The following is a 16,467-nucleotide window of genomic DNA, read 5'->3' on the forward strand; positions in this document are numbered from 1 at the left end:
ATGAGCGAAGATCGATCGAGCAACGGGCAGAAGTCCTGGTTGGGTAAACTGACCCAGGCTTTTGCCCATGAGCCGAAAAACCGCCAGGAGCTGCTTGAGCTGCTGCGCGAAGCCCATCAGAACAAACTGCTGGACAGCGAAGCACTGACCATCGTCGAAGGCGCCATCCAGGTCGCCGACCTGCAGGTGCGCGACATCATGGTGCCGCGCTCGCAGATGAACAGCATCAAGGCAGGTCAGTCGCCACGCGAGTTCCTGCCGGCGGTGATCGACGCCGCGCACTCGCGCTACCCGGTCATCGGCGAAAGCCATGACGATGTGCTCGGGATCCTGCTCGCCAAAGACCTGCTGCCGTTGATCCTCAAGGAGAACGGCGACAGCTTCAACATCAAGGACCTGCTGCGCCCGGCCACCTTCGTGCCCGAGTCCAAGCGCCTGAACGTGTTGCTGCGCGAGTTCCGCGCCAACCATAACCACATGGCCATCGTCATCGACGAATATGGCGGTGTAGCGGGCCTGGTCACCATCGAGGACGTGCTTGAGCAGATCGTCGGCGACATCGAGGACGAGCACGACGTCGAGGAAGACAGCTACATCAAGCCGCTGCCCAGCGGTGATTTCCTGGTCAAGGCGCTTACCCCGATCGAGAACTTCAACGAGTTCTTCGACAGCGAGTTCTCCGATGACGAGTTCGACACGGTCGGCGGCCTGGTGATGAGCGCCTTTGGCCACCTGCCCAAGCGCAACGAAACCACCGAGATCGGGTCTTACAAGTTCCGTATTCTCAACGCCGACAGCCGGCGGATACACTTGCTGCGCCTGACCCCGATCACCCGTTAAGGACAAACATGCGTTGGATCACCCGCCCCGGCTGGCCCGGTAACCTGCTGGCCCTGGCGGCCGGTGCTTCCACCCTACTGGCCTTGGCGCCGTTCGACATCTGGCCGCTGGCCGTGCTGTCCATCGCCATGCTCTACCTCGGCTTACGCGAGCTCAGCCCGCGCCAGGCCATGTGGCGTGGCTGGTGGTTCGGTTTTGGCCTGTATGGCGCTGGCACCTGGTGGATCTACGTCAGCATGAACACCTATGGCGGCGCCTCGCCGCTGTTGGCCATTCTGCTGCTGTTGGCGTTTTTCGCCGCCCTGGCGTGGTTCTTTGCCCTGCCCACCTGGTTATGGGCGCGCTGGCTACGGCGCAACGAAGCGCCACTGGCCGACGCCCTGTGCTTCGCCGCCCTGTGGCTGCTGCAAGAGGCCTTCCGCGGCTGGTTCCTGACCGGCTTCCCCTGGCTCTACGCCGGCTACAGCCAGCTGGACGGCCCACTGGCCGGCCTGGCACCACTGGGCGGCGTGTGGCTCATATCCTTCACCCTGGCCCTCACCGCTGCCCTGCTGTGCAACCTGCACCGCCTGCGCGCCCGCCCCTCGTTCCTGGCGGTGGCCACTGTACTGCTACTGGCCCCTTGGGTGCTGGGCCTGGCGCTCAAGGGCCATGCCTGGACCAAGCCGGCTGGCGACCCGCTGAAAGTGGCGGCAATCCAGGGCAACGTCGAGCAGGACCTGAAATGGGACCCGGCACACATCGACGCGCAACTGGCGCTGTACCGCGACCTGAGCTTCAGTTCCAAGCCGGTGGACCTGCTTGTCTGGCCGGAAACTGCGGTGCCGGTACTCAAGGACCAGGCGCAAGGCTACATCGACGTAATGGGCCGCTTCGCCGCCGAGCGGCATTCGGCGCTGATCACCGGCGTACCAGTGCGTGAAGAAGTGCACCACCAGCGCCGCTACTACAACGGCATCACTGCCACTGGCGAAGGTGACGGCACCTACCTCAAGCAAAAGCTGGTGCCGTTTGGCGAATATGTACCGCTGCAAGACCTGCTGCGTGGCGCCATCGAGTTCTTCAACCTGCCCATGTCGGACTTTGCCCGCGGGCCGGAGGACCAGCCGCTGCTGCAGGCCAAGGGTTACCAGATTGCGCCGTACATCTGTTACGAGGTGGTCTACCCCGAGTTCGCCGCCGGCCTGGCCGCACGCAGCGACCTGCTGCTGACCATCAGCAACGACACCTGGTTCGGTAAATCGATCGGCCCCTTGCAGCACCTGCAAATGGCACAAATGCGTGCGCTGGAAGCCGGCCGCTGGATGATCCGCGCCACCAACAACGGCGTGACTGCGCTGATCGACCCATTTGGCCGCATTACCACGCAGATTCCGCAGTTCCAGCAAGCCGTGCTGTATGGCGAAGTAGTACCGATGCAGCAACTGACGCCTTACCTGCAATGGCGTTCGTGGCCGCTGGCGATTGTCTGTGCGCTGCTGCTGGGTTGGGCGTTGCTGGCAGGCCGCATAGCCAAGACTGTTTAAGTTCTCCTGCACTGGCCTCTTCGCGGGTAAACCCGCTCCCACAGGTACACCACCGCCCGAGAAACCTGTGCGGCTTCTGTGGGGGCGGGTTTACCCGCGAAGAGGCCGGTACAGGCGACAGAAGGCTCAATAGAACACCCGATACCCCACCAACCCCACCACTTCATTGAACAACTGCCCGCTTTGCCACATCGCCCGGCTCTCGGGCAACAAGCCCGCAAACGGCCGCGCATGATCGCGCCCCAGGAACCCCACCGGCGCCGGCACCACCTCGAACCCCGCCTGTTCAAAGCTCCAGCGCGAGCGTTGCATGTGCCAGGCCTGGGTTACCAGCACCACCCGGCGAATCCCCAACGGCTGCAGCACCTTGGCCGTCAGCTGGGCATTTTCCCAGGTCGTGCGGCTGGCCTCTTCGCGCCACTTCACCGCGACAGCGAAGTCTTCCTGCAGGCGATCAGCCATCAGCCGAGCCTCACTGGGCGGCGTGCCGTAATGCAGCCCGCCACTGGTCAACACTGGCAGGCCCGAGGCCTTGGCCAATCGCGCAGCAAAGCGCATGCGCTCAAGTGCCGTGGCGGTGGGCTGGTCACTGCCGCCCCAAGCCGGGTCACCGCGTTCGCGCCCCGCGCCCAGCACCACAATGGCATCGGCCCGGCTCGCCAGGCCTGCCCAGTCGCCCACCACCAGTGGCGGCTCGGTTTCCAGTTGCCGAGCCGTTTCCTGCACCACCAGCGGCAGGCTCATCAACCATAGGCCACCCAACCCCACGGCAAAGCACAGCACCGCCAGCCGTGGCCGCCGCGTACGCAGCCACCAAGCCGCAAGCAGCAGCAGGAACAAGACGCCCGGCGGCATCAGCCATTGTTTGATGAAAAATCGGATCGGCATCGGCCACACCTCCTTGGCAGGCGTGCAGCCTAGAAGGATCGACGCCGGTCAACAAGTGCGCTCCGGCGTCGATCTGAGTTGTGTGATATTGAAGAACCGGCGCGCGATGGCCTGCGCCTGGCGTCCTGAACGGCTAGCGATGTGGCAGCGTCCTGGATCTCGCCGTACTGGCGGGGCGTTTCTTGTCCTTGAGCCAAATGATCTTGGCCGATGTCGGCTCCGCTTGTGGGTAACTGCCAACAGAGGCATTGTGGCGCTCCGGGAGGGATTCCAGGTAGGCCCTGATCACTTCGAACTCTGCGTGGCTCAGGCCACGCAACTCCAGCTCGGCTGGCATCTCGTCGCGCAATCGTACCGAGGTCCTGGCCACTTCCAGTGCCAGGCCAAGCCGGTCGATCAGGCGTTCGTAAAGCTCCGGTTTCATAGCGGGTAGCTGCGTCTCTCCCATCCGTTCACCTCATTGAAGATAAAGAATATCTCCCCCCACACCTGAGCTTAGCGGCGCTATGAAAAGCAGCCGGACGCCGCGACCAGCGGGCATTCGCAACGAAGGTTTCCCACGATGCACAGCGCTGCTGTATGCTACGGCGTTCACTCTAAACGACACCGGAGTGCCGGACGCAGCGAGGTTCCGCTGCCTGGAACAAGGTCTCTTCTCTCTCAGCCAAAAGTAGCCATGCACGAACAATACACGCCCCGTGATATCGAAGCCGCCGCCCAGAAGTTCTGGGACGAGCAACAATCGTTCGCTGTTACCGAACAGCCAGGCAAAGACACTTACTATTGCCTATCGATGTTCCCGTACCCGAGCGGCAAGCTACACATGGGCCACGTGCGCAACTACACCATCGGTGACGTGATTGCCCGCTACCAGCGCATGCTGGGCAAGAACGTCCTGCAACCGATGGGCTGGGACGCTTTCGGCATGCCCGCGGAAAACGCGGCGATGAAAAACAACGTCGCCCCGGCCAAGTGGACGTACGAAAACATCGACTACATGAAGACCCAGCTCAAGAGCCTGGGCCTGGCCATCGACTGGGCACGTGAAGTCACCACCTGCAAACCCGACTACTACCGTTGGGAGCAGTGGCTGTTCACCCGCCTGTTCGAGAAAGGCATCATCTACCGCAAGAACGGCACCGTGAACTGGGACCCGGCGGACCAGACCGTACTGGCCAACGAACAGGTCATCGACGGCCGTGGCTGGCGTTCGGGCGCGCTGATCGAAAAGCGCGAAATCCCGATGTACTACTTCCGCATCACCGACTACGCCGACGAGCTGCTGGAAAGCCTCGACGAGCTGCCGGGCTGGCCTGAACAGGTCAAGACCATGCAGCGCAACTGGATCGGCAAGTCGCGCGGCATGGAAGTCCAGTTCCCGTACGACCAGGCCAGCATTGGCCATGAAGGTACGCTGAAGGTCTTCACCACCCGTCCCGACACGCTGATGGGCGCCACCTACGTCGCCGTCGCCGCTGAGCACCCGTTGGCCACCCAAGCCGCCCAGGGCAACCCGGCGCTGCAGGCGTTCATCGACGAATGCAAGAGCGGCAGCGTTGCCGAAGCCGACATGGCCACCCAGGAGAAGAAGGGCATGGCCACTTCCCTGCTGGTCGAGCACCCGCTGACTGGCGAGAAGCTGCCGGTATGGGTCGCCAACTACGTGCTGATGCACTACGGCGATGGCGCGGTCATGGCCGTGCCAGCCCACGACGAGCGCGACTTCGAGTTCGCCCACAAGTACAACCTGCCGGTCAAGGCCGTGGTGCGCACCAGCGCTGGCGATGAAGTCGGCAGCGAGTGGCAGGCCGCCTATGGCGAGCACGGCCAACTGATCAATTCCGCCGAGTTCGACGGCCTGGACTTCGCTGGCGCCTTCGACGCCATCGAAGCAGCCCTGATCCGCAAGGAACTGGGCAAATCGCGTACCCAGTTCCGCCTGCGCGACTGGGGTATCAGCCGTCAGCGCTACTGGGGCTGCCCGATCCCGATCATCCACTGCCCGTCCTGCGGCGACGTACCGGTGCCGGAAGACCAGCTGCCGGTCACCCTGCCGGAGAACGTGGTGCCGGACGGCGCCGGCTCGCCACTGGCGCGCATGCCTGAATTCTACGAATGCACCTGCCCGAAATGCGGCACCGCGGCCAAGCGCGAAACCGACACCATGGACACCTTCGTCGAGTCGTCCTGGTACTTCGCCCGCTACGCCTCGCCAAACTACGACAAAGGCCTGGTCGACCCGAAAGCAGCCAACCATTGGCTGCCGGTGGATCAGTACATCGGTGGCATCGAGCACGCGATCCTGCACCTGCTGTACGCGCGCTTCTTCCACAAGCTGATGCGTGACGAAGGCCTGGTGACCTCGAACGAGCCGTTCAAGAACCTGCTGACCCAGGGCATGGTGGTCGCCGAGACCTACTACCGTGTGGCCAGCAACGGCGGCAAGGACTGGTTCAACCCGGCCGATGTCGAAATCGAGCGCGATGCCAAGGCCAAGATCATTGGCGCACGCCTGAAGACCGACGGCCTGCCGGTGGAAATCGGTGGCACCGAAAAGATGTCGAAGTCGAAGAACAACGGCGTCGACCCGCAGTCCATGATCGAAGCCTACGGCGCCGACACCTGCCGCCTGTTCATGATGTTCGCCTCGCCGCCCGACATGAGCCTGGAATGGTCCGACTCCGGCGTCGAAGGCGCCAGCCGCTTCCTGCGCCGTGTCTGGCGCCTGGCTCAGGCTCACGTCAGCCAGGGCCTGCCAGGCAAGCTGGATGTTGCCACCCTGGACGACGCGCAAAAGGTCATCCGCCGCGCCATTCACGCTACCATCAAGCAGGCCAGCACCGACGTGGGCCAGTTCCACAAGTTCAACACCGCCATCGCCCAGGTGATGACCGTGATGAACGTGCTGGAAAAGGCCCCGCAAGCCACCGAACAGGACCGCGCCCTGCTGCAGGAAGGCCTGGAAGCCGTCACCTTGCTGCTGGCGCCGATCACCCCGCACATCTCCCACGAGCTGTGGCAGCAACTGGGCCACGCAGGGTCGGTGATCGATGCCGCCTGGCCGAGCGTCGACGAACAAGCGCTGGTGCAGGACACCATTACCCTGGTGGTTCAGGTCAACGGTAAACTGCGCGGCCAGGTCGAAATGCCTGCCGCTGCCAGCCGCGAAGAAGTCGAGGCCGCTGCCCGCAGCAACGAGAATGTCCTGCGCTTCATTGATGGTCTGACCATCCGCAAGGTCATCGTGGTACCGGGCAAGCTGGTCAACATCGTCGCCAACTGATGAAAACGCCCACCCGCATTGGCTGCGGGTGGGCGGAACAGGCCCACAAGGGAGCAACAACATGATCAAACGCAATTTGCTGGTAATCGGCCTGGCGGTCATGCTGAGCGCCTGCGGTTTCCAGCTGCGCGGCACCGGCTCCACCGAGCTGAGCGTGAAGGAAATGGACGTCAGCGCACGCAATGCCTACGGCCCGACCGTGGTTCAACTGCGTGAAGTACTGGAACGTAGCGGCGTCAACGTGCACGCAGGTGCACCGTATCGCCTGGTGCTGACCAACGAACAGGAGCGTGAGCGCTCGGCCACTTACAACAGTGGCAACCGTACCGCCGAGTACGAGCTGACCACAGAGCTGAACTACAGCATCCAGGGCCTGAATAACCTGGAGCTGATGAGCGACAAGCTGGAAGTGCGCAAGATCTACGTGCGTGACGGCTCGAACATCACCGGTTCCGAGCAGGAAGCCAACCGCGCCCGTGAAGAAATGCGCCGCGACCTGGTCAACGGCATGGTCGTGCGTTTGCAAATGCTGACCCCGTCCCAGCTGGACGAGCTGCAGCGTAAAGCCGACGAGCGCGCCAAAGCCGAAGCTGCCGCGTTGGAGGCTGCCCGCCGCCAGCAAGCCGAAACACCTCAGCAATCGCCACTGGAAGTACCGGGCAACTAAGCCCGTGCGGGGCGCCCTCGGGTGCCCCGCCTGTTCCCCATGAAGCTCGCCCCCGCCCAACTCAACAAGCACCTGCAAGGCGCCCTGGCACCGGTCTACGTGGTCAGCGGCGACGACCCGCTGCTGTGCCAGGAAGCCGCCGACGCCATCCGCAATGCCGCGCGGCAGCAAGGTTTCGACGAACGCCAGGTATTCAGTGCCGACGCCAACTTCGACTGGGGCACGCTGCTCCAGGCTGGCGCCAGCCTCTCGCTGTTCGCCCAACGCCGCCTGCTGGAACTGCGCCTGCCCTCGGGCAAGCCCGGTGACAAGGGCGCCGCCGCGCTGATGGAGTACTGCGCCAACCCTGCCGAAGACACCCTGCTGCTGATCAGCCTGCCCAAGCTCGACGGCAGTGCGCAGAAGACCAAGTGGGGCAAGGCATTGATCGAAGGCGCCCACTGCCAGTTCATCCAGATCTGGCCGGTGGATGTGCACCAGTTGCCGCAGTGGATCAACCAGCGCCTGCAACAGGCCGGTTTATCAGCACAGCGTGACGCCGTCGACCTGATTGCCGCCCGTGTGGAAGGCAACCTGCTGGCAGCCGCGCAGGAAATCGAAAAGCTCAAATTGCTGGCCGAAGGCAGCCAAATCACCGTGGAAACCGTGCAGGCCGCCGTGGCCGACAGTGCCCGCTTCGATGTCTTCGGCCTGGTCGATGCCATTCTCAACGGCGAAGCTGCACATGCGCTGCGCATGCTCGAAGGCTTGCGCGGTGAGGGTGTGGAGCCGCCAGTCATCCTCTGGGCCCTGGCCCGCGAGCTGCGTCAGCTGGCTGGGTTGGCCCAACAGTTCAGCCAGGGCGTGCCGCTGGACAAAGCCTTCAGCCAGGCCCGCCCGCCTGTCTGGGACAAACGCAGGCCGCTGGTCAGCAAGGCCCTGCAGCGCCTCTCGGCGCAGCGCTGGGCGCAGTTGCTGCAGGACGCCCAGCGCATCGATGCGCAAATCAAGGGCCAGGCGGAGGGATCGCCCTGGACGGGCCTGGCGCGGCTATCACTGTTGATGGCTGGGCAGCGCCTGACCCTCCCCCCTGAGTAATGGGGGCTGCTTTGCAGCCCTTTCGCGGCCATAAACACAATCAATTGGCCCCACCCCGCACCACGCCCTACAGTGCGCCCCGAAACCCACCCAACCGGGGAACCCCGCCATGAGCAAAAAGCCGAAAAAACACGGCCCCAACAAGGCCAAGTCGATCATCGCCCAGCCCCTGTTCCGCTGTCGCCAGGAACAACCCGACAAGGGCAAAGGCAGCTACCGCCGCGAAGCCTTCCAATCGAGAGATTGGGAGGCTTCCTACTTTTTGGCGGCATGAAAGCATCGCAAGCGCAGGCATGGTATGGTCGTCACCTGACCTGCAATTCTGGATCTGTGCATGCTCTTCCGTCTTCTCCCCCGCTGGGAAACCCGCCAGCTGATCGCGGCCTCCAGCTTCATCCTGCTTGTGGCCTGCGCGGAAAAACCCACCGCCGCCGACGCACTGCCGCTGGCCCCTGCCCAACCCGCTCCAGTGGTGACTGTGCCCGGCACAACGCCTGACGTCAGCACTGAAATCCAGCCTCTGCAAACCTTCGCCCAGTGGCAGGCAGGCTTCCGCCAGCAAGCCCTGCAAGCCGGCATCTCGCCGAGCACCTTCGACCGAGCCTTCCTCGGCGTCACCCCCGATATGGACGTGATCAAGGCCGACCGCAGCCAGCCGGAGTTCACCCGCCCGGTATGGGAATACCTCGAAGGCGCCCTGTCGCCCCTGCGCGTGCGCAACGGCAAGAAGCTGCTGGAGCAGAACGCCGAACTGCTGACCCGCCTCGAACAACGCTATGGCGTCGACCGCCAGGTGCTGGTCGCGGTGTGGGGCATGGAAAGCAACTTTGGCCAGTTCCAGGGCAACAAGTCGGTGATCCGCTCGCTGGCCACCCTGGCCTATGAGGGCCGCCGCCCGCAGTTCGCCCAGGACCAGCTCATCGCCGCGCTACAGATCATTCAGCATGGCGACATCCAGCCCGAGGCCATGCGCGGTTCGTGGGCCGGCGCCATGGGCCAGACCCAGTTCATCCCGACCACCTACAACACCCATGCCGTGGACTTCGACGGTGATGGCCGCCGCGACATCTGGAACAGCACACCGGACGCCCTGGCCTCGACCGCGCATTACCTGCAAAGCTCGGGCTGGAAGCGTGGTCAGCCGTGGGGCTTCGAGGTACAGGTGCCGGCTGGTTTCGACTTCTGGCAGGCCGATGGCGCGCTGCGCAAACCGGTGAGCGAATGGCTGGCGATGGGCGTGAAACTGCCAGCAGGCACCCAGCTGCCGGCCGGTAGCAACCAGCTGTCTGCCGCCCTGCTGCTGCCGGCTGGCGCGCGCGGGCCGGCGTTCCTGGTACTGGACAACTTCCGCGCCATTCTCAAGTACAACAACTCGTCGTCCTACGCGCTGGCAGTGAGCCTGTTGGGTGACCGCTTTAGCGGCTGGGGCTTCATTGCCGGCGCTTGGCCGAAGGAAGACTTGCCGCTCAGCCGCAGCGAGCGCATGGAGTTGCAGAACCTGCTGAACAGCCGTGGGCATGATGCGGGCAATGCCGATGGCATTATCGGCGCCAACACCCGCAAGGCAATCCGTAATGCCCAGCAGGGGCTGGGGTGGCCGGCGGATGGATACCCGACCCACAAGCTGCTCGAGAGCTTGCGCCAGCAGTGAGATTGCCCGGGCCGCTCCCACAGGAGGATCGCATCGCTCTGGTGGGAGCGACCTTGTGTCGCGATGGGCTGCAACGCAGCCCCGGCAATCTCAAGCCTTGTACAAGTCCTGCTCCAGCACCAAGCTCTGCCGATCACTGTCCAGCCTGACCCGAGCCCCCAGCGGCAAACATACATTCGGGTCGCAATGCCCACTGCGCCACCCCGCCAGCACCGGCACACCCAGCGGCGCGAAAGTGTCCTCCAGCAACGGCGCCAACGCCGCCGTGGTAATCCCGGCAAAGTCCCCCACCAGCACACCTTTCACCCCTTCCAGCTTGCCTGCCAGACGCAACTGGGTCAGCAACCGGTCCACCCGGTACAACGGCTCGTTGACGTCCTCGATGAACAGGATGCACCCCTGGGTATCCAGTTCGGCAAGGGTCCCCATGGTCGCACCCAACATAGACAGGTTGCCGCCCAGCAGCGGCCCGCTGGCCGCTCCCGGCAACACACTGCTCAAGGCATAGTCCGCCGGGTGCGCGATCTGCTCGCCTGCCCGCACATGCCCGCCCAATTGCGCCAGCAACGACGACTCGGTCGGTGGCAACTTCGCCCCCAACAGGTCGGCATTGAGCATCCCCCATGGAAGGTAACCAGCCCGGCATGCCGGTAGATCGCCGTGTGCAACGCAGTGATGTCGCTGTAACCGATCAACGGCTTAGGGTTGCGCCGAACCAGCTCGAAGTCGAGCTGGTCGAGCAAGCGCATGCTGCCGTAGCCCCCACGCATGCACAGGATGGCGTCGATGGACGGGTCGGCAAAGGCATCGTGCAGGTCCTGCAGGCGCTGTTGGTCCGGCCCGGCCAGGTAACCCTGGGCTTGCAGGGCCCCCGGGTAGATACGACAACGGTAGCCACGGTCAGCGAACCACTGGCTGACCTTGTGCGTATCCAGACGCGCCGCACCCGCCGGGGCGACAATGGCAAAGCAGGCGTTGGCCGGCAGTGCGGCTGGCAGGCTGGGTTGAAAGGTTTCGGCGCAATTCATCGCGGCTCCTTGCAGCGCGTGTGGCACAAACAAAAATGCCGATGCCGCCTTACGGCGTGCATCGGCATAGGTCGCTCTGCGCTAGGCTCAGAGCTTGATCTTGGCTTCGTGAGCCTGTTGGTCGGCGTGGTACGAAGAGCGCACCAGCGGGCCGGAGGCAACGTTCTTGAAGCCCATCTTGTAACCTTCTTCGGCGAACCAGGCGAAGGTGTCCGGGTGCACGAAACGTTGTACCGGCAGGTGGCTGCGCGATGGCTGCAGGTACTGGCCGAGGGTGAGCATGTCGATTTCATGCTCACGCATGCGGTGCATCACCTCGATCACTTCTTCGTCGGTCTCGCCCAGGCCGAGCATCAAGCCCGACTTGGTCGGTACGTGCGGCACCATCTGCTTGAACTTCTGCAGCAGGTCCAGCGACCAGTCGTAGTCCGAGCCTGGGCGTGCGGCCTTGTACAGGCGCGGTACGGTTTCGAGGTTGTGGTTGAACACATCTGGCGGCTCTTGCGCGGTGATCTCCAACGCAACGTCCATGCGGCCACGGTAGTCCGGCACCAGGGTTTCCAGTTGCACACCCGGCGACAATGCGCGGATTTCGCGGATGCAGTCGGCAAAGTGCTGGGCACCGCCGTCACGCAGGTCGTCGCGGTCCACCGAGGTGATCACCACATACTTCAGGCGCAGGTCGGCAATCGCGACAGCCAGGTTTTTCGGCTCGTCCAGGTCCAGCGGTTTCGGCCGGCCGTGGCCAACGTCGCAGAACGGGCAACGACGGGTGCAGATGTCACCCATGATCATGAAGGTAGCGGTACCACCGGAGAAGCACTCGCCTAGGTTCGGGCAGGAGGCCTCTTCGCACACGCTGTGCAGCTTGTGCTTGCGCAGCAGTTGCTTGATGCGGTCTACCTCGGGCGACACCGGGATCCGCACGCGGATCCAGTCAGGCTTCTTCGGCAACTCGTCGGTAGGGATGATTTTTACCGGGATGCGCGCCACCTTGTCGGCGCCACGCAGCTTGACCCCAGCTTCCACCTTCTTTGGCGCTGGGCGCGGGGTGGCATCCTGGGTAGGTATCAGGTTCGGCACGGCTTCTTGCACAGTTGTCATATTCAGTCGATTCCGCCCGTGAGGGTCGTCTGCTCAGCGTAGTCGAGGTGCTTGACCAGCTGTCCGCGCAGCCTTGTCCTGACCTCGTCGAGTTCGATCGGGCCTGCCAGATCGCGCAGCTGGGTCATGGCCAGCCCCGCATAGCCGCAGGGGTTGATTCGGCGGAATGGCGCAAGGTCCATGTCCACGTTCAGGGCAAGGCCGTGGAACGAACGGCCGTTGCGGATTCGCAGGCCGAGGGAGGCGATTTTCGCTCCATCGACATAGACGCCCGGAGCATCGGGCTTGGCCGATGCCTGCACGTCGTAACTGGCGAGCAGGCCGATCAAGGCCTGTTCGATACGGCTGACCAGCTCACGCACGCCAAAGCCCAGCCGGCGCACGTCCAGCAGCAGGTAGGCCACCTGCTGACCGGGGCCATGATAGGTCACCTGGCCACCGCGGTCAGTCTGCACCACCGGGATGTCGCCCGGCACCAGCAGGTGCTCGGCCTTGCCAGCCTGGCCCTGGGTGAAGACCGCGGGGTGCTCGACCAGCCAGATTTCATCCTGGCTGTCCGGGCTGCGCTGCTCGGTAAAACGGCGCATGGCCTCCAGCACCGGTTCATAGGGCTGCAGGCCAAGCTCGCGAAAACCGAGGCAAGCGGACATCAGAGCACCATTTTCACGATGCCGGTAGCGCGCAGGGCGCTGTTGATATCGTGCAGCTGGTTCTCGCTTTCGGCAACGATGTGCAATTGCACGGTGGTGTACTTGCCTTCCTTGCTCTGGCGTTCGGCCAGGGTGGAAAGGTCGACTTTGGCGTGCTTGCTGAGAATCTCGATGACCGTGTCCTTGAAACCGACAACGGTATCGCCGATTACCTTGATCGGGTAATCGTCGCAAGGGAATTCGATCTTATGCGACTTGACGTCTGGTTCGCTCATGGCGGAAACGGCCTCGTAAGCCGTGGCAACAACAACGCCCCCGCGAGATACGCGGGGGCATGCAGGTCACGTATCAGTTGAACAACCCGTAGAAGAATAGACGGATGCTATCCCACATACGGCGGAAGAAACCACCTTCCTCGACGCCATCGAGGGCGATCAGGTCGGCGCTGTGAACCACTTTCTCGTCCAGTTTGACTTCCACTTTGCCGATCACGTCACCTTTGGCGATCGGTGCGGTGAGCTGCGGGTTCATGGTCATCGAAGCCTGCAGGCGCTTCAATTGGCCTTTAGGCATAGTCATGGTGAGGTCGTCAGCCAGGCCAGCCTTGATCTGGCCGGTGGCGCCCTTCCAGACCGGAGCCTGGGTCAGCTCGGTGCCCTTCTGGTAGAAGGTCTGGGTTTCGAAGAAGCGGAAGCCATAGGTCAGCAGCTTTTGGGTCTCGGCAGCACGCGACTGCTCGCTGTTGGTGCCGAACACCACGGCGATCAGGCGCTGGCCGTCACGAACGGCCGAAGCCACCATGCAGTAGCCGGCTTCGTCGGTGTGGCCGGTTTTCAGGCCATCGACGGTCTTGTCACGCCACAGCAGCAGGTTGCGGTTGGGCTGCTTGATGTTGTTCCAGAAGAACTCTTTCTGCGAGTAGATCGCGTAGTGAGCCGGGTCGACGGTGATGATCGCGCGGGCCAGGGTCGCCATGTCGTGCGCCGACGAGTAGTGCTCCGGGTTCGGCAGGCCAGTCGGGTTCATGAAGTGGCTGTTGGTCATGCCCAGGTCGGCAGCCGTCTTGTTCATCATGTCGGCAAACGCATCTTCGCTGCCGGCGATGTGCTCGGACAAGGCGACCGAGGCGTCGTTACCGGACTGAATGATGATGCCGTGCAGCAGGTCGCTGACAGTCACCTGGCTGCCAACCTTGATGAACATGCGCGAACCGCCGGTACGCCAGGCGTTTTCGCTGACGGTAACCGGGTCGTTCTCACCGATTTGGCCACGGCGGATGTCCAGGGTGGCGATGTAGGCGGTCATCAGCTTGGTCAGGCTGGCTGGCGGCAGGCGCTCGTCACCGTTGTTCTCGACCAGCACGTTGCCGCTGGACGCGTCCATGAGTACGTAGGACTTGGCTGCCAGTTGCGGTGGCGCCGGCGTCATCTGCTCTGCCGCGAAGGCGGCAGGCGTGATCATCAGCAGTACAGGCAGGCAAAGTCGTTTGGCAAGGTTGGTGATGTTCATCCGTCTCTCGAAAATCGCTAATGGTCTGAGATGTTCCCTGGGCAAGATCATGTGCCCAGCGCCAGTCAGTCTAGTTTTATGGCCGGTGGCCTGGCCCGCGAACGTGCGGCTTTATGTCGCTGCGGGCAAAAGCCGTCATTGTACATGGGCGCGCCCGGCAATTCATGACAAAACCGACAGTTTGGAGTTGCCCTGCAGGACCGGGCAAGCCCGCTTCCACAGTCAGTCAGCTGTGACCAGCTTGGCCTGCCCCAAGTTCGCCAGGCGGATGCTGTCTTGTGCTTGCTGGATCTCACCTTGGCTGCCAATCGGCCCCAGGCGCACGCGGTGCAGGGTCTGCTGGTTTCGCACGATCGAGCTGATGAACACCGGCGCGCTGACCATGGTGCTGAGCTTGGAGCGCAGCAACTCGGCAGCGTCCGGGTTGGCGAAAGCGCCTACCTGCAGGAAGCTGCCGCCGTTGCCGCCGGGTACATTGTTGCCACCTACCTGAACCGGCACCACCGGCGCCGCATGCTGCTGTGGCGGCGGGTCCATTGCTCGACGCGCCCGGTGCTGGCCGGGATCGCTTGGGTCTGCGCCACTTGTGGCTCTTTCAGCACCATCGGCGGCGTCTGGCCACGCTGGGCCCACCACTGCTGCGGGTCGATACCCTCGACGCGCACGTGCGCGGTGCCGATCTCCGCATAGCCGAGCTTTTTCGCCGCGGCATAGGACAGGTCGATGATGCGGTCGGAATAGAACGGGCCACGGTCGTTCACCCGCAGGATCACGCTACGGCCGTTGGCCAGGTTGGTCACCCGCACATAGGCCGGCAGCGGCAGGGTCTTGTGCGCCGCGCTCATGCCATACAGGTCGTACAGCTCGCCGTTAGCGGTGTTTTGCCCGTGGAACTTGGTGCCATACCACGACGCCGTGCCCTCGGCGCGGTAGTTGCGCGAGTCCTGCATCGGGTAGTACGTCTTGCCCAGCACCGTGTACGGGTTGGCCTTGTAGTTGCCGGTATGCACGGTCGGCGTGGCATCGGGGATCTTGTTCACATCCACGTCCCACCACGGTGCGCCGTCCTTGTGCGCCCGGTTGATGTCCAGGCCCGGCTGGCTGCGCACGACATTGCCACTGCTTTGCTGGGCCGGGCGGCTGGAAGAGCAACTGGCCAGCGCCACGCCGACGGCGAGGCAGGTGAACAGCTTGAAAGCGTTGCCAGAAATGATTGCACGCATTACTTGACGCCCCGTACTTGAACCAGCTGTTCCGCGAGCTGATGCACCGCCATGGCATACATCACGCTGCGGTTGTAGCGAGTGATCGCATAGAAGTTCTTCAGGCCCATCCAGTACTCGGGGCCGTTGTCGCCCTCGAGACGGAAGGCGGTAACCGGCAGATCATCGCGCAGCGAATCATGAACCGACCAGCCAAGCCCGCGCAACTCCCCTACCGTTTTCACCGGTTCGATGCCGGTAGTCAGGCCTTCGTCTGCGCGCTCACCTTCGATCCAGGCACGGCTGACCACACCCTCACCAGCCACCCAGCCGTGGCGCTTGAAGTAGCTGGCCACGCTGCCGATGGCATCGTCCGGGTTGTTCCAGATATTGATATGACCGTCGCCGTCGAAGTCCACCGCGTAGTTGCGAAAACTGCTTGGCATGAACTGCGGCAAGCCCATGGCGCCGGCGTACGAGCCCTTGAGCGTCAAGGGGTCGAGCTGTTCCTCACGCGCCAGCAGCAGGAACTCGCGCAGCTCCTTGCGGAAGAATTCGGCCCGTGGCGGGTAGTCGAAGCCCAAGGTCGACAGGGCGTCGATCACGCGGTAGTTGCCGGTATTGCGGCCGAAGAAGGTTTCCACGCCGATGATCGCGACAATGTACTGCGCCGGTACGCCGTATTCCTGCTCGGCACGCGCCAATACCGCCTCATGCTGGCGCCAGAAATCTACACCGCGGGCAATGCGCGCATCGGTGAGGAACATCGGCCGGTAGTCCTTCCACGGTTTTACCCGTTCGGCCGGGCGCGAAATGGCGTCGAGGATCGACTGCTTGCGCTGTACCTCACGGAACACGCCCATCAGTTGCTCAGGGGCAAAACCATAGTCGCGGCTCATTTCGCCAACGAACTCGGTTACCTGCGGCGAGCCCTCGTAATCACCGGCATGGGCCAGCTGTACAGCGCCGAACAGGCCCACCGCACCGATCCACGGCGCACAACGGGCAGCCCAGTTACGCACTGCTTGCATGAAATTGTTCA

The 16,467-nt window shown here is 63.4% G+C and carries 14 protein-coding genes and 2 pseudogenes; 7 read left to right on the forward strand and 9 right to left on the reverse strand.

Annotation, left to right across the window (positions count from 1 at the left end):
* Entirely contained in the window at positions 1 to 840 is an 840-nt protein-coding gene (locus tag AB5975_06890) for an HlyC/CorC family transporter (protein XDR21575.1), read from the forward strand.
* Positions 841 to 848: 8 nt separating this feature from the next.
* A complete protein-coding gene (gene lnt, locus AB5975_06895; protein ID XDR21576.1) occupies positions 849 to 2,366 on the forward strand; it encodes an apolipoprotein N-acyltransferase in 1,518 nt (505 codons plus the stop codon).
* 126 nt (positions 2,367 to 2,492) lie between these two features.
* On the opposite strand, the gene AB5975_06900 is transcribed toward lnt, so the two are convergent.
* Both AB5975_06900 and AB5975_06905 read right to left on the reverse strand, forming a co-directional pair.
* The gene (locus tag AB5975_06900; protein XDR21577.1) at positions 2,493 to 3,254 is read right to left on the reverse strand and encodes a YdcF family protein; all 762 of its coding nucleotides are present in this window, start codon (positions 3,252 to 3,254) and stop codon (positions 2,493 to 2,495) included.
* A 133-nt stretch (positions 3,255 to 3,387) separates the two neighbouring features.
* Entirely contained in the window at positions 3,388 to 3,702 is a 315-nt protein-coding gene (locus tag AB5975_06905) for a hypothetical protein (protein XDR21578.1), read from the reverse strand.
* A 228-nt stretch (positions 3,703 to 3,930) separates the two neighbouring features.
* Here AB5975_06905 and leuS point away from each other — a divergent pair, with 228 nt between their 5' ends.
* The 5 genes from leuS to AB5975_06930 all read left to right on the forward strand — a co-directional run bounded on the left by leuS (position 3,931) and on the right by AB5975_06930 (position 9,932).
* A complete protein-coding gene (leuS, locus tag AB5975_06910; GenBank protein XDR21579.1) occupies positions 3,931 to 6,537 on the forward strand; it encodes a leucine--tRNA ligase in 2,607 nt (868 codons plus the stop codon).
* Positions 6,538 to 6,598: 61 nt separating this feature from the next.
* Positions 6,599 to 7,204 (forward strand): LPS assembly lipoprotein LptE, encoded by a 606-nt coding sequence (gene lptE, locus AB5975_06915; protein XDR21580.1) that lies wholly within the window; start codon positions 6,599 to 6,601, stop codon positions 7,202 to 7,204.
* A gap of 39 nt (positions 7,205 to 7,243) precedes the next feature.
* Positions 7,244 to 8,281, forward strand: coding sequence for a DNA polymerase III subunit delta (holA, locus tag AB5975_06920; protein ID XDR21581.1), 1,038 nt, complete (start codon positions 7,244 to 7,246; stop codon positions 8,279 to 8,281).
* Positions 8,282 to 8,390: 109 nt separating this feature from the next.
* Positions 8,391 to 8,555: an alternative ribosome rescue factor ArfA gene (arfA, locus tag AB5975_06925; protein ID XDR21582.1), complete on the forward strand. Its 165-nt coding sequence runs from the start codon at positions 8,391 to 8,393 to the stop codon at positions 8,553 to 8,555.
* Positions 8,556 to 8,615: 60 nt separating this feature from the next.
* Entirely contained in the window at positions 8,616 to 9,932 is a 1,317-nt protein-coding gene (locus AB5975_06930; GenBank protein XDR21583.1) for a lytic murein transglycosylase, read from the forward strand.
* A gap of 90 nt (positions 9,933 to 10,022) precedes the next feature.
* On the opposite strand, the pseudogene AB5975_06935 reads toward AB5975_06930, so the two are convergent.
* The 7 genes and pseudogenes from AB5975_06935 to mltB all read right to left on the reverse strand — a co-directional run bounded on the left by AB5975_06935 (position 10,023) and on the right by mltB (position 16,456).
* Positions 10,023 to 10,960, reverse strand: a pseudogene (locus AB5975_06935) (LD-carboxypeptidase).
* Between the two features lie 87 nt (positions 10,961 to 11,047).
* Positions 11,048 to 12,064, reverse strand: coding sequence for a lipoyl synthase (gene lipA / locus AB5975_06940; GenBank protein XDR21584.1), 1,017 nt, complete (start codon positions 12,062 to 12,064; stop codon positions 11,048 to 11,050).
* Positions 12,065 to 12,066: 2 nt separating this feature from the next.
* A complete protein-coding gene (gene lipB / locus AB5975_06945) occupies positions 12,067 to 12,714 on the reverse strand; it encodes a lipoyl(octanoyl) transferase LipB (protein ID XDR21585.1) in 648 nt (215 codons plus the stop codon).
* Positions 12,714 to 12,989: a DUF493 domain-containing protein gene (locus tag AB5975_06950; protein XDR21586.1), complete on the reverse strand. Its 276-nt coding sequence runs from the start codon at positions 12,987 to 12,989 to the stop codon at positions 12,714 to 12,716. Before AB5975_06950 ends, lipB begins: the two co-directional genes overlap by 1 nt.
* A 73-nt stretch (positions 12,990 to 13,062) precedes the next feature.
* Positions 13,063 to 14,223, reverse strand: coding sequence for a D-alanyl-D-alanine carboxypeptidase family protein (locus AB5975_06955; protein XDR21587.1), 1,161 nt, complete (start codon positions 14,221 to 14,223; stop codon positions 13,063 to 13,065).
* Positions 14,224 to 14,445: 222 nt separating this feature from the next.
* A pseudogene (locus AB5975_06960) lies at positions 14,446 to 15,446 on the reverse strand (septal ring lytic transglycosylase RlpA family protein).
* Entirely contained in the window at positions 15,446 to 16,456 is a 1,011-nt protein-coding gene (mltB, locus tag AB5975_06965; protein ID XDR21588.1) for a lytic murein transglycosylase B, read from the reverse strand. The pseudogene AB5975_06960 and the gene mltB overlap by 1 nt, the downstream one beginning before the upstream one ends.
* Positions 16,457 to 16,467: the final 11 nt, after the last annotated feature.

It is taken from the genome of Pseudomonas putida, assembly GCA_041071465.1.
GTDB lineage: Bacteria > Pseudomonadota > Gammaproteobacteria > Pseudomonadales > Pseudomonadaceae > Aquipseudomonas > Aquipseudomonas putida_P.

What these genes read in the sequence shown, in the direction of transcription:
- AB5975_06955 (XDR21587.1), bottom strand. Translation starts at nt 14,223, where the DNA reads ATGAACATCACCAACCTTGCCAAACGACTTTGCCTGCCTGTACTGCTG.
- AB5975_06950 (XDR21586.1), bottom strand. Translation starts at nt 12,989, where the DNA reads ATGAGCGAACCAGACGTCAAGTCGCATAAGATCGAATTCCCTTGCGAC.
- leuS (XDR21579.1), top strand. Translation starts at nt 3,931, where the DNA reads ATGCACGAACAATACACGCCCCGTGATATCGAAGCCGCCGCCCAGAAG.
- AB5975_06930 (XDR21583.1), top strand. Translation starts at nt 8,616, where the DNA reads ATGCTCTTCCGTCTTCTCCCCCGCTGGGAAACCCGCCAGCTGATCGCG.
- lipA (XDR21584.1), bottom strand. Translation starts at nt 12,064, where the DNA reads ATGACAACTGTGCAAGAAGCCGTGCCGAACCTGATACCTACCCAGGAT.
- AB5975_06900 (XDR21577.1), bottom strand. Translation starts at nt 3,254, where the DNA reads ATGCCGATCCGATTTTTCATCAAACAATGGCTGATGCCGCCGGGCGTC.
- mltB (XDR21588.1), bottom strand. Translation starts at nt 16,456, where the DNA reads ATGCAAGCAGTGCGTAACTGGGCTGCCCGTTGTGCGCCGTGGATCGGT.
- AB5975_06905 (XDR21578.1), bottom strand. Translation starts at nt 3,702, where the DNA reads ATGGGAGAGACGCAGCTACCCGCTATGAAACCGGAGCTTTACGAACGC.
- AB5975_06890 (XDR21575.1), top strand. Translation starts at nt 1, where the DNA reads ATGAGCGAAGATCGATCGAGCAACGGGCAGAAGTCCTGGTTGGGTAAA.
- lptE (XDR21580.1), top strand. Translation starts at nt 6,599, where the DNA reads ATGATCAAACGCAATTTGCTGGTAATCGGCCTGGCGGTCATGCTGAGC.
- lipB (XDR21585.1), bottom strand. Translation starts at nt 12,714, where the DNA reads ATGTCCGCTTGCCTCGGTTTTCGCGAGCTTGGCCTGCAGCCCTATGAA.
- holA (XDR21581.1), top strand. Translation starts at nt 7,244, where the DNA reads ATGAAGCTCGCCCCCGCCCAACTCAACAAGCACCTGCAAGGCGCCCTG.
- arfA (XDR21582.1), top strand. Translation starts at nt 8,391, where the DNA reads ATGAGCAAAAAGCCGAAAAAACACGGCCCCAACAAGGCCAAGTCGATC.
- lnt (XDR21576.1), top strand. Translation starts at nt 849, where the DNA reads ATGCGTTGGATCACCCGCCCCGGCTGGCCCGGTAACCTGCTGGCCCTG.